This window comes from Synechococcus sp. BS55D, assembly GCF_004332415.1.
GTDB lineage: Bacteria > Cyanobacteriota > Cyanobacteriia > PCC-6307 > Cyanobiaceae > Synechococcus_C.
In genome coordinates this window covers 273086-285279 of record NZ_PHQT01000003.1, presented here as the reverse complement: position 1 = coordinate 285279, position 12194 = coordinate 273086, and the positions used below count along the sequence as shown (strand labels likewise).

Annotated in this window: 14 protein-coding genes; 7 read left to right on the top strand and 7 right to left on the bottom strand. The window is 63.8% G+C overall.

Features of this window, described 5'->3' with window-relative positions:
* Window position 1 precedes the first annotated feature (1 nt).
* Window positions 2-1279 (top strand): dihydroorotase, encoded by a 1278-nt coding sequence (locus CWE16_RS08485; protein WP_131594621.1) that lies wholly within the window; start codon window positions 2-4, stop codon window positions 1277-1279.
* Here CWE16_RS08485 and lepB read toward each other — a convergent pair.
* Complete coding sequence (gene lepB, locus CWE16_RS08480) at window positions 1251-1964, bottom strand: signal peptidase I (RefSeq protein WP_131594618.1); 714 nt, start codon at window positions 1962-1964, stop codon at window positions 1251-1253. The two genes, CWE16_RS08485 and lepB, sit on opposite strands and share 29 nt — an antisense overlap.
* 80 nt (window positions 1965-2044) lie before the next feature.
* Here lepB and CWE16_RS08475 point away from each other — a divergent pair, with 80 nt between their 5' ends.
* A complete protein-coding gene (locus CWE16_RS08475; protein WP_131594616.1) occupies window positions 2045-3550 on the top strand; it encodes a hypothetical protein in 1506 nt (501 codons plus the stop codon).
* Here CWE16_RS08475 and CWE16_RS08470 read toward each other — a convergent pair.
* From CWE16_RS08470 to CWE16_RS08455, 4 genes are all read right to left on the bottom strand, one after another.
* Window positions 3513-3872 carry an arsenate reductase family protein gene (locus tag CWE16_RS08470; RefSeq protein ID WP_131594613.1) on the bottom strand — a complete coding sequence of 120 codons (360 nt, stop codon included), beginning with the start codon at window positions 3870-3872 and terminating at the stop codon, window positions 3513-3515. The genes CWE16_RS08475 and CWE16_RS08470 overlap by 38 nt on opposite strands.
* A 6-nt stretch (window positions 3873-3878) precedes the next feature.
* Entirely contained in the window at window positions 3879-4238 is a 360-nt protein-coding gene (locus tag CWE16_RS08465) for a 2Fe-2S iron-sulfur cluster-binding protein (RefSeq protein ID WP_131454480.1), read from the bottom strand.
* 110 nt (window positions 4239-4348) lie between these two features.
* A complete protein-coding gene (locus CWE16_RS08460) occupies window positions 4349-4861 on the bottom strand; it encodes an inorganic diphosphatase (RefSeq protein WP_131454481.1) in 513 nt (170 codons plus the stop codon).
* Window positions 4862-5197: 336 nt separating this feature from the next.
* Window positions 5198-5662, bottom strand: a complete 465-nt coding sequence (locus CWE16_RS08455) for a resolvase (RefSeq protein WP_131594610.1) — start codon at window positions 5660-5662, stop codon at window positions 5198-5200.
* Between the two features lie 146 nt (window positions 5663-5808).
* Between CWE16_RS08455 and CWE16_RS08450 the strand changes: the two genes are divergently transcribed.
* The 4 genes from CWE16_RS08450 to CWE16_RS08435 all read left to right on the top strand — a co-directional run bounded on the left by CWE16_RS08450 (window position 5809) and on the right by CWE16_RS08435 (window position 10599).
* Window positions 5809-7626, top strand: a complete 1818-nt coding sequence (locus CWE16_RS08450; protein ID WP_131594608.1) for a proline--tRNA ligase — start codon at window positions 5809-5811, stop codon at window positions 7624-7626.
* 15 nt (window positions 7627-7641) lie between these two features.
* Entirely contained in the window at window positions 7642-8079 is a 438-nt protein-coding gene (gene psb27 / locus CWE16_RS08445; protein ID WP_131454484.1) for a photosystem II protein Psb27, read from the top strand.
* A gap of 141 nt (window positions 8080-8220) precedes the next feature.
* On the top strand, window positions 8221-9534 hold the full coding sequence (locus CWE16_RS08440; protein WP_131594606.1) for an adenylosuccinate synthase: 1314 nt from the start codon (window positions 8221-8223) through the stop codon (window positions 9532-9534).
* Window positions 9535-9585: 51 nt separating this feature from the next.
* Window positions 9586-10599: an adenosine kinase gene (locus tag CWE16_RS08435; RefSeq protein ID WP_131594604.1), complete on the top strand. Its 1014-nt coding sequence runs from the start codon at window positions 9586-9588 to the stop codon at window positions 10597-10599.
* Here the strand turns inward: CWE16_RS08435 and cutA are convergent.
* Both cutA and CWE16_RS08425 read right to left on the bottom strand, forming a co-directional pair.
* Window positions 10592-10900, bottom strand: coding sequence for a divalent-cation tolerance protein CutA (gene cutA / locus CWE16_RS08430; protein ID WP_131454487.1), 309 nt, complete (start codon window positions 10898-10900; stop codon window positions 10592-10594). The genes CWE16_RS08435 and cutA overlap by 8 nt on opposite strands.
* Window positions 10894-11673, bottom strand: a complete 780-nt coding sequence (locus CWE16_RS08425; protein WP_131594602.1) for a precorrin-6A/cobalt-precorrin-6A reductase — start codon at window positions 11671-11673, stop codon at window positions 10894-10896. Before CWE16_RS08425 ends, cutA begins: the two co-directional genes overlap by 7 nt.
* Window positions 11674-11707: 34 nt before the next feature.
* Here CWE16_RS08425 and CWE16_RS08420 point away from each other — a divergent pair, with 34 nt between their 5' ends.
* Window positions 11708-12172: a single-stranded DNA-binding protein gene (locus tag CWE16_RS08420; RefSeq protein WP_131594600.1), complete on the top strand. Its 465-nt coding sequence runs from the start codon at window positions 11708-11710 to the stop codon at window positions 12170-12172.
* The last annotated feature ends 22 nt before the right edge of the window (window positions 12173-12194 follow it).

Genomic DNA, 12194 nt, shown 5'->3' with positions numbered 1-12194 from the left:
GATGCGCCAGACCCTGTTGCTGGATCCCGTCCGGCTCCTGATCAGTCGTGACCAGGAGCCCAATGATGGTGGCGCCGCACTGATCCAGGACGGCGTTCTCGTGGCCTTCGATGACGAGGCACGGCAACAGGCTTCCACGCTCGGGGTGGCGCCCGATCCAAGGCCGGGCCAGATCCTGGCCCCCTGCCTTGTGGACCCCCATTCGGTGCTGGATCGCCCCTTCTCAGGAGCGGCCGAGACGCTCCTGAGCCTGCGCCATGCCGCCGCCCGAGCGGGCTACGGCCAGGTGGCGCTGCTGCCCAGAGCCAACTCGTGGCGCGACCGGGTGGAGCGCCTGCAGGGATTTGCCGGGGAGGACAGCGATGTGCGAGTGCACCTGTGGGGTGGCTTCAGCCTCGAGGGCCGTGGAGAGCAGCTCTCAGCCCACGGCGACCTGCTGGATCAGGGTGCATGCGGTCTCGCCGAAGACGATGCCTGCCCGCCGATCGCTCTGCTGCAGCGGGCACTCGTGCTTGGTGAAATGGGTGAAGCGCCAGTCCTGTTGGCACCCCGCGATCCCGGCATCCAGGGTGATGGCCTGGTGCGCGAGGGGGTCGCCACCCTGCGGGCCGGATGGACGCCTGACCCTGTCGCCAGCGAAACGCTGCCGCTCGGACAGCTGCTAGACCTTCAGCGCCAGTTTCCACAGCGGCGGCTTCGGCTGATGAATCTCTCCACCGCCGCGGCCGTCAGCCAGCTTGCAGCTGCGAGCGTCCGCCCGCAGGCGAGTGTTTGCTGGTGGCATCTGGTCAGCGACCACAGCCGGCTGAGCCCCACGGAGATGGGCTGGAGCATGACCCCATCCCTCGGTGCCCCGGAGGACCGGGAGGCCCTGATCCAAGCCCTAGGGGCCGGCGTGATTCAGGCCGTGGCGGTGCATGCGGTGCCGATCGACGAGGAGGACTGCCTGCTCCCGCCGGACCAGCGAAAACGAGGCTTAGCCGGTCATCAGCTGGTGCTGCCTGCGCTCTGGCAAACCCTGGTGCTGGAGCGGGGCTGGACGATCCGTCAGCTCTGGGAGGTGCTGAGCTTTGGCCCCTCACGCCTTCTTGGCCGGCCGGAGGAGCGCCTGGAAACTGGCAGCAGACGCTGGCTCCTGTTTGATCCGGAGCACAGCTGGCGCATGGATCGCCGAGACCCTGATCAACCCCGAGCTGCCAATCAGCCCTGGCAGGGTTTGATGCTTCAGGGTCGGGTGACCAGCTCAGGCCTCAGGAGCCCAGGGAACCGGTGCGATTGAGGGGCCAGAACCTCCAGACCGCACGCCCAAGGATCTCCTTTTCAGGCAGAAAAGGACCACCGGGCCAGTAGCGGCCATCCCAGCTGTTGCGGCGGTTATCCCCAAGCACAAGCACATGCCCCTTCGGCACGGTCACATTGAGGGTGCGGCAACGGCTCATTCCCTGCTCGTCCAGCGGGCAGTCATGGCTCACATAGGGCTCTGATACCGCTTCACCATTGACGCTCACTTGCCCGCGGGGGTTCACCACCACCTGATCACCTGCCACGGCAACCACTCGCTTGATGTAGGCGTCACAGGCCACATCGCCGACCCCGGGAATCAAGCCGACGAGAGGCAGGTTGGCCAGGGCGCAACGCAGGCCGGATGGAGAGGCGTTGGACTTGAGGACAGGGTCGAAGGCATAGGGCGAGTGGAACACGACGATCTCGCCACGACGGGGGGATCGGCGGCGGTAAGTGAGCTTCTCCACCAAGAGCCGATCCTGAATCTGGAGCCCTGGCAGCATGGAGCCCGAGGGAATGAAGCGGGCTTCAGCCACGTAGTGCCTGATGCCTAGATAAAGAGCGACGGTGAACAGCACCGGCCCCCAGAAATCCCAGAAGGGATGGGTGTTGCTCTTCTTGGCCTCCGACTGGGCATCGGGCTGCGCCTGAAGCTCTGGATCCCTCTGCTCGTCAGCCAAGGCGCTGCAAGTCTCGTTTGATCCGGAAGGATAGGCGCGACCGGTGCCGGCTTCTAGGCTGACGTCAGACAGACAGGTCTATGGTCCGTCCCCGCTGGCAAGCGTTGCAACCCACGGCCACCGGCCGCTTCTGGCTGCGCTGGGACCGACTGATCGCACTGGTGGCGACCGCCAACTTGGCCTGGGTGGTCTTCGACGTGACCTATGTGCCACTGCGCACCTTCTGGCAACAGCGGACCCTGTACCCCCTGCCATCGGTGAACCTGGCCCTGCCCCTGCCCTGGCTGCCTGACATCACTCCGGCCTATGACCGGGTGAAGGGCATCGAACCCCACCGGGACACGCAGGCCTTCATCTCCCAGTTCCGTCAGTTGGAGCGGGTTGCGGAGTCGCAGGGGATCCAAAGCGCGGCGGCTCGACAGCTGCGCCTGGAGATGGTGGTCCGCAACAGCCAGCTGATCGATGAGAACCCATTCATCGGATCGGGCAATGCAGGAACGCTCGAGAAGCTGAAAAACCATCTGAGGGCTCGCGCCGGCCTCGATTCAGCGAAACAAGCCGCCGCACGACTGCTGAGCGATTCCTATCTCAAGCAGAGCGACTGGGAGAAAGAGCGTGCCTTCTGGAACACCCGCGTCCTTCCCCTGGCCGCAACCAATTATTGGCGGGGAATTGACGAGAACGGCCAGCCGATCGATCACGCCTGGAGGATCGACACCCCTTTTCAGGTGCTGTTCCTGCTCGACATCCTCATCCGTGCGGTACGGCTCAAACGGCGCTATCCAGCGATCCACTGGAGAGATGCGTTGCTGAGACGCTGGATTGACCTGCCTTTGCTTCTGCCCTTCTGGCGCCTGCTGCGGATTATTCCGGTGACCGAGCGGCTCTCGAGCAGCGGCCTCATCCAGCTGGAGCCCCTGCGCACAGCGGTGAGCCGTGCGGTGGTCGCCGTGCTGGCCCTGGAACTGTTTGAAGTCCTCACTCTGCGAATCCTCGATGCTCTCCAGGGACTGATCCGATCACCACGGCTGCCTCAGCGGATCCGAGGGCTCTGTAGTCACCAGTCCGTGGAAGAGAACGGCGAACGAGAGATTGCGGAACTGGTGCGGCTCTGGGCCCCCCTGATGCTCACCCAGGTCGGCCCTGGCATGCGCCCACAGCTGATCGCCCTCTTCGGCCATGCCTTGCAGCGCAGCATGAATGATGTGATGGTGCCCTCTCCGCTGCGTGAGCTGGCTGCCGTGCAGCAAGCAGAGAGCGGGATCAGCCGCCAACTCGCAGCAGGAATGGTGGATGCCTTTCTGGATCTCTCCCGGCAGACCGGTCAGCGCCTGGGCCGCAAAGACGCACAGATGGAGGAGCTGACCATCAAGGCCTTCGATCGCTTCTGGGAGGAACTGGCCCGCACGCTGGAACAAGGTCCGGTTCTGGAACGCAGCCAGGAACTGGTGGCTTCGTTCCTGGAAGAGTTCAAGCGCAACAGTGTCGTGCAACTCCGCGACCAGGGTGGCGTCGATGAGCTGATCACCGAACTGGATGGCCTCAGCTTCAACCCTGAAACGTCTCGCTCCATACGGCCTCGTTGAATCCAACGAGGAAAGCGCCGTCTCCGCTCTCAAGGAAGGGACGCTTAATCAGCTTTCCGTCTGCGGCCAGAGCATCAAGAGCCTGCTCAGGCGTCATGGCTTTGACAGCGGCAGCTCCCAGGGCCCTGTAGCTCTGACCGCTGGTGTTAAACAGCGGCTGAAGGCGACCGAAGTGCTGGAAGGCTCGGACCAACCTGTCGCGTTCGGGTGGGTTGACGGTGATGTCGACGCACTCGTAGGCAATACCGCGCTGATCAAGCCAAGCCAGGGCTTTGCGACAGGTGGAACATTTTGAGTAGCTCCAGATCTGCAAGCCAGCCACAGAGAATCAGCGTCCGAGGAGGTTCTTGACGGCGCCGAGCAGGCTGTTGGAACCCTTACCCACCCCATCACTGGGCCTGGTACGGACGGTGACGTCACCGTTGACGCTGGTGCGGCAGCTCAGGCGGTAGTTCGCGGGACGGTCGGCCAGATAGACCTCCTCGACATCAGAGCGGGGAGAGAGGTTCTGGGCACCCTCGACAACCTCCACCACACAGGTGCCGCACTGGCCGACACCGCCGCAGTTGTTGAGGTTGTTCAAACCCTTGTAGGGGTTGATGCCGGCGTCGAGGGCGGCCTTTCGAAGATTGGCCCCTTCAATGCAACCGACCTGCTGGCCTTCCTGCTCGAAACGGATGGTGGGCACGGGTCGTTCACATGCTGGGCGCGCACCAACTTACAAGCATCCCGGCACCAACCCGCGGCTCTGCAACGGAACGTTCCCGGAACGTCACCAAGGAAGGGACCGCGCGCCGATCAGACCTGGGTGGCTCGGATACAAGTCTCCAGCAGCGGGGCAACCGCATCGGCATCACGCCAGCCACCGATGGAGGTCACCCGGCCTTCGAGATTCTTGTAAATCCGGAAAAATTCAGCCACATCCTCCAACTGGTTCGCAGCGATCTGACGGATGCTGGTGATGCCTCGTTGACGGGGGTCAGCCACGGGGACGCAGAGGATCTTGCCGTCGTAATGGCCTGTGTCGTGCATATCGAGCACGCCGATCGGCCGGGCACAGATCAGGCAACCCGCGAAGGTGGGCTCCTCCATGATCACCATCGCATCGAGGGGAGACCCGTCTTCGGCCAGGGTGTTGGGAATGAATCCGTAGTCGAACGGGTAACGCACCGAGGAGTGCAGCACCCGATCCAGGGCCATGATTCCCGCGTCAGCGAAATACTCGTATTTGTTGCGGCTGCCCGCCGGAATCTCCACCACCAGGTTCACCAACCCGGGTGATGGCGAAGGGGGAAGGGATCGCAGATCCATTGCGCTCCTGAGCAGTGGAGGGCAGAGCACCTCTGAGGGGCCGGTCCGTAATCACTGCAATCATCGGAACACCGAGACTGACGATTGCGAGGGCAAAACCAGCAAGAACGAGGGCCGGGCCAGAAAGGTCGAGGCCGTCGTGAGGGGAAGGGTCGGGCTGGGAACCGTGAGGAGGTTCGGGGTCCATGCAGGGGTGATCGGGGACATCCCAATGAGGAGGAGCACCATGGGGGGCTCGATCTGTCATCCGGGAGAGCCGCCCTCCATCACAAACAATGCAGGGCTAGCCAGTTCATCATGGCATCGCCTCCAGCAGACTGCAGGACAGGTGATCGATCAGGCGGCGCTGCGGTCCTGACGCTCACGGCGAGCGGAAAGATCGGAAGGAGCGTCCTGCAAGCCCTCGAGATGGGAGCGAATCAGACGCAGCTCCTCGAGAATCGCCCCCAGACATTGCTGTGTGGCGGTTGAAGGCGAGTTGAGCACTTCAACGGTGACCTCCTTGATGCGAAGGACGTCCTTAGCGAAGCGAGCCACCTCGTTGGGGTGGAAGAGGAGGGGATCTTTTTGGTCGCCGCGGTACTCGGGATTGAGCTTGCGAGGATTAAACGGAGGGTTGAGATTCCTGGGATCGGTGTTGGTGTAGCGATACACCGACGCGCGGGATCTGTTGAGGGATTTCTGAACGTCTTCGATGCCGACGAGCGCGTCGGAACGGGCCATCACCGCATCCACATCAGCGGTCGTTTCGACGGAGACTCCGCCGGCGGCGGAAGCAGGGTCGATCGACCGAGAAAGCATGGGAAAGCCTGATGACAACTGAAGTCTCAGGGACGTTAGCAGTTGAGACTCAGGAGTCACCCATTCCTCCTTCGATCAGGGCCACTTCGCCGATCGACCCTTAACTGAAGCGGTGGTAATTTCCCGCTTTCCCGTCATCCTCTCCCATGCGCGTCTCCTGCCTGATGCTGGTGACGCTGCGGGATGTTCCCGCTGACGCTGAGATCGCCTCGCATCAACTGCTCCTGCGAGGCGGCTACATCCGGCGGGTCGGATCCGGCATCTATGCCTACATGCCCCTGATGTGGAGGGTGCTGCGCAGGATCAGCTCCATCGTGCGCGAGGAAATGGACGCCACCGGAGCACTGGAGACCCTGCTGCCGCAGCTCCAGCCCTCCGAGCTCTGGGAGCGCAGCGGTCGCTGGCAGGGCTACACCGCCGGCGAGGGCATCATGTTCAACCTCGAGGACCGTCAGGGGCGCCGGCTTGGCCTCGGGCCGACCCACGAAGAAGTGGTCACCGCACTCGCCGGAGACCTGCTGCGCTCCTACCGGCAATTGCCAGTCACGCTTTACCAAATCCAGAGCAAATTCAGGGATGAGATTCGACCCCGTTTCGGCTTGATGCGCGGGCGTGAATTCATCATGAAGGATGCCTATTCCTTTCATGCAGACGAAGCCGATCTGCGCAGCTGCTATGAGGCCATGGATGGGGCCTACCGGCGCATCTTCGAACGCTGCGGCCTGCAAGCCGTTGCCGTGGATGCCGACAGCGGCGCCATCGGCGGCGCCGCATCTCAGGAGTTCATGGTCACGGCTGAAGCGGGTGAAGACCTGATCCTGATGAGCGAATCGGGTGACTACGCCGCCAATCTTGAGAAGGCGGTCTCGATCCCTCCCGATGCCGTTGCCCTGCCAGCGGGTGAGCGTCGTGTGATCGACACACCCGGCCAGCACACGATTGAGGCGCTCTGCCAAAACCAGGCTCTTGAGCCGAGCCAGGTGGTCAAGGTGCTTGCCCTGGTTGCCCGGATGGAATCCGGGGCCATGCGTCCGCTCCTGGTCAGCCTTCGTGGTGACCAGGAGCTCAACGAGGTCAAGCTGACCAACGCCCTGGCGGCCCACCTTGGTGAAGGAGTCCTGGATCTCAGTCCCGTGAGCCCGGAACAGATCGGCAGCCAGGGGCTCCAGGCCTGGCCATTCGGTGCCCTCGGTCCGGATCTGGAGGACGGGATCCTTCAGGGCGCCAAATCATGGGCTCACTCCTTCCTTCGCTTCGCCGACCCCACAGCCCTTGAGCTGGATCGTTTCGTCTGCGGCGCCAATGAGACGGACCGGCATCGCTGGGGCTGGAGCTGGGCCGATCTTGGGACGGCACCAATCCAGGTGGACCTTCGCAATGCCCGAGCAGGGGATCGCTGTTTCTCGGACCCTTCGCAGCAACTGATCGAGCGGCGCGGCATCGAAGTGGGTCACATCTTCCAGCTGGGGCGCAAGTACTCCTCCGCCATGGAAGCCACCTTCACCAATGCGGATGGCGTGCAAGAACCCTTCTGGATGGGCTGCTACGGCATCGGCGTCTCGCGCCTCGCGCAGGCCGCCGTCGAGCAGCACCACGACGAGGGTGGCATCTGCTGGCCCCTGGCCATCGCCCCCTTCCAAGTGATCGTGGTGGTGGCGAGCATGCAGGACGACACGCAACGCCAGCTCGGCGAGCAGCTCTACAGCCAACTCCTGGAGGCCGGCATCGATGCGCTGCTCGATGACCGCAACGAACGGGCCGGGGTGAAGTTCAAGGATGCCGATCTGATCGGCATCCCCTGGCGCCTCGTGGTCGGTCGCGATGCTGCCGATGGGAGGGTTGAGCTCGTGGAGCGCCAAAACCGAAGCACGGCGGTGCTGCCCCAGGGAGAAGCCCTCGAGAAAGTGATCAGCGCGATCCGCTCTGGGCTGACGGTTCGGGGCACAACTCGTACAGTCGCCTGAACCGGATCCGCCACCATGCTCTCCGCCCTGCATCGCCTCACCCAACAGCTGCTGAAGGTGGCGATGGCCTGGACCGTGGTGGCCTGCCTCAGCGTCACCCTGCTGCTGACCGCCTGCTCCGGGGCCTCAGCGTCCGGGCTGACCGGGGATTACGTGGAGGACACGGTGGCCGTTGCACACACCCTGCAGGCCACGATCGCCCTGAGCCAGGACGATGCCGAGCGTCCTGATGCAGAACTGGCAGCGCGCAGTCTGATCAATGACTACATGTCCCGGTACCGCCCACGCCCCCAAGTGAATGGCCTGGCCTCCTTCACCACGATGCAGACCGCTCTGAATTCCCTGGCCGGTCACTACAACACCTACGCCAACCGCCCACTGCCCGAGAGCCTGAAGGAACGGGTCGGCAAAGAACTGACCAAGGCCGAGCGTTCGGCTGTGCGCGGCAGCTGAGGAAAACTCAGCTGCCCGCATGCAGCTTCGCGCTGATCCGGACTGAAAATGTCACGCACTCAGGGGCATTTTTGACGCAGGGAAGGGTGAAGTGCGAAACTGCCGGATTGTGCAGATTGGCGGCTTCGGGCCGCAGTGTCTTTGGCCAACGTTGTCGTCATCGGTGCTCAGTGGGGTGACGAGGGAAAAGGAAAGATCACCGATCTCCTGAGCCGCTCCGCCGATGTCGTCGTCCGTTATCAGGGCGGCGTCAACGCTGGCCACACGATCGTCGTGGACGGTCGGGTGCTCAAGCTTCACCTGATCCCTTCCGGAATCCTTTATCCCGACACCATCTGCTTAATCGGTTCGGGAACGGTCGTTGACCCGAAGGTGATGCTCGGGGAGCTCGACATGCTCATCGAGAACGGGATCGACATCTCCGGCCTCCAGCTGGCCTCCACCGCCCACGTGACCATGCCCTACCACCGCCTGTTGGATCTGGCGATGGAGAAGCAGCGTGGTGATCGCAGGATTGGCACCACCGGACGCGGCATCGGCCCCACCTACGCCGACAAATCCCAACGCAGCGGGATCCGGGTGATTGACCTGCTCGACGAGCAGCGCCTCCGCGACCGACTCGAAGGCCCCCTCAGGGAGAAAAACCAACTGCTCGAAACCATCTACGGGATGGAGCCCGTCGATGGCGACGAAGTGATCCAGGAATACCTGGCCTATGGGCAGCGTCTGGCTCCCCATGTGGTCGACTGCACCCGGGCGATTCACAGCGCCGCCCGCAACCGCAAAAACATCCTGTTCGAAGGGGCCCAGGGAACACTGCTGGATCTCGACCACGGCACCTACCCCTACGTCACCTCCTCCAATCCGGTCTCCGGCGGGGCCTGCATCGGTGCTGGCGTCGGCCCGACCTTGATCGACAGGGTGATCGGCGTGGCCAAGGCCTACACCACCCGTGTTGGCGAAGGGCCGTTCCCAACAGAGCTGAGTGGCAGTCTCAACGACCAGCTGACCGAGCGTGGCGGCGAGTTCGGCACCACCACGGGCCGTCGTCGCCGCTGCGGCTGGTTTGATGGCGTGATCGGCCGCTATGCCGTTGAAGTGAACGGTCTGGATTGCCTGGCCGTCACCAAGCTGGACGTGCTCGATGAGCTCGATCAGATCCAGGTGTGTGTGGCCTACGAACTGGATGGAGAGCGCATCGATTACTTCCCCAGCTGCGCCGAGGAGTTCTCCCGTTGCAAGCCGATTTTTGAAAGCCTGCAGGGCTGGCAGTGTTCCACCGCCGACTGCCGGCGCCTGGAAGATCTGCCAGAGAAGGCGATGGCCTATCTGCGCTTCCTGGCCGACCTGATGGAAGTGCCGATCGCGATCGTGTCGCTCGGCGCCAGTCGGGATCAGACGATCGTGGTGGAAGATCCAATCCACGGCCCCAAACGGGCCCTGCTCAGCGCCTGAGTCGATCCGGCGAAGGGTGATACTGCGGCGTAACGCGTTCGCCATCACCCGATGACCACATCCCGATTCAGCAACTCCGCAGCCTCCCTGGATGTGGTGGGCATCGGCAACGCGATTGTGGATGTGCTGGTCCAGACCGGCGATGCATTCCTGGAGAGCCATGGCCTCACCAAGGGGGCGATGGCCCTCGTGGATGAAGAGCAGGCCCAGATCCTCTACCAGGCCAGTGGCGCCGGCCTCGAGACCTCCGGCGGATCTGCCGCCAACACCCTGGCGGGTCTCGCTCAACTGGGAAGCCGGGCCGGATTCATCGGTCGCGTGCGCAATGACCAGCTCGGTGAAATCTTCAGCCACGACATCCGAGCTGTCGGAACCCGCTTTGACACCCCAGCAGCGACCAGTGGCCCCAGCACGGCCCGATGCCTGATTCTGGTGACGCCCGATGCCCAGCGCACGATGTGCACCTACCTAGGTGCTTCGGTGCAACTGGAACCCGAAGACCTGGATCTCTCCATGGTCCGTGACGCCAAGGTGCTCTATCTGGAGGGCTATCTCTGGGACAGCCCAGCAGCCAAGCGCGCCTTCATTGCAGCAGCGGAAGCCTGTCGGGACAGCGGCGGACAAGTCGCCCTCTCCCTCTCCGACGGCTTCTGCGTGGATCGTCACCGCGACAGCTTTCTTGAGCTCGTGAATGGCCATGTGGATGTGCTGTTCGCCAACGAAAGTGAAATCACCTCGCTGTACGGCACCGACAGTTTTGAGAGCGCTCTTGAACAGGTGAAGGGGTGCTGCCAGGTGGCGGCCCTGACCCGCAGTGAACAGGGCTCCGTCGTGCTCAGCGGCGATCAGCGTTGGGACATTCCTGCTTATCGCCTGGGCACCCTGATCGACACCACTGGAGCAGGCGACCTCTACGCCGGCGGATTCCTGCACGGCTACACCCAGGGGCTCGAGCTTGAGAGCTGCGGCCGAATCGGGTCTGTTTGCGCCGGTCAGGTGGTCACCCAGCTCGGCCCCCGCTCCCAGGCATCCCTGCCCGAGCTCGTGCGGCAGCACCTCAGCTGAGCAGCTCCGCTACCACCCAGCCCCCGTACCCATCACTGGCCTCCACCGTCCAGTGGAGCAATTCGGGGGTGTCATAACTGTGCAGCTCACACAGCACGGGCTGGAGTTGCGGCCAAGCGGCCTCGGTCGTCTTGATCAGCAGCTGCACTTCCTCGCTGTGCTCGATCACCCCGTTCCAGCGGTAGCACGAGCGGATTGGATGCTGACTGACGCAAGCAGCCAGGCGCCGCTCCACCAAGGCCTGGGCCAGCGCATCCGCTTTTGCGGCATCGGCTTCGGTGGTGAGAACAAGCTTCAGCACAGGCGATCGAGCAGCTGATCCACGCTATGCACGGTTTCAAGTTGCTCCGGCAGAGGAGGGCGACGCAGCAGCCACAGCTGAAGCCCCTGTTGCTGGGTCACCCGGTGCCAGGCACGCTCCGTGATCCCCCCAGACTGTCGGCAGAGCACATCCGTGATCGCCCAGTGGCGACAGAGCGCAGCCTCCAGGGGGGCGCCATCACCGTCCTGCTGCGGACGGTGCACCGCCAGACGCTGGGCGGGCAGTCCGGCCGCCAGGGCCTGGCGAAGGGCGAGAGGGCTGGGCAACACGCGGGCATGGAGGTGATGCCCGCCGGGCTTGAGGGCTGCCACGACCGCCGGCAGGTGCCGAGCACCCAGAGCCAGAAGGATCCGACGCCCTCCCGCGGAGCTTGTGAGGGCGTCAACACCCTCGATCAGCCGTGCACCGGCAAGGGGCTCGATCGGTCGTTCGAAGCGGAACAACGCTGGCCCCTCGCCGCCGCAGGCCTCCAGCAGCTGGGCCGTAATCCGCGTGGCGAAGGGATGGGTGGCATCCACAACCCGATCAATCCCTTCGCGCTCGAAGAGTCCCCGGATCGCCTGCGGTCCGGCCAGGGCACCGATCCAGAGGTGACGCAGCGGCAGGCCGTCGTAAACGGTTGCAGCAGAAGAGGAGACCACACTCACGCTGACTTGCCAGCCTTTGGCCAGCAGGGTGCGGGCAATCAGAGGGCCTTCGCCGGTGCCGGCAAGCAGCCACACATGGCCCTGGCGGTTGCGCGGTTCGTGCATCAGGATGGCGACTCCATCAACGCGTCGGACGGCGATGAACCACTGTGTGCTCGAAGTGGAGGTGCTGGAGGCCCCCACCCTTCGCTACACCCAGGACAACCAGACCCCGATCGCGGAAATGGAGGTGCGTTTCGACGGCCTGCGTCCCGATGATCCAGCCGGCCAGATCAAGGTGGTGGGCTGGGGCAACCTTGCCCAGGACCTTCAGAACCGAGTTCAGCCGGGACAGCGCCTGATGATTGAAGGGCGCCTGCGGATGAACACCGTGGCCCGCCAGGACGGCACCAAGGAGAAACGTGCGGAATTCACGCTCGCTCGTCTCCATACCGTGGGCTCTGGAGCCACCACAGCACAGCAAGCTCCCCGCTCGGCTGCCCCCGCCTCGAGCGGGCCTGTGACGCCTGCCCCCCAACAGGGAGCTCCAGCGCAGCCCCAGGAGGCAGCCGCCACCTGGAACAGCGCACCGCTCGTGCCTGACACCGACGACATTCCTTTCTGAACAGCCAATGCCCTGAAGCCGG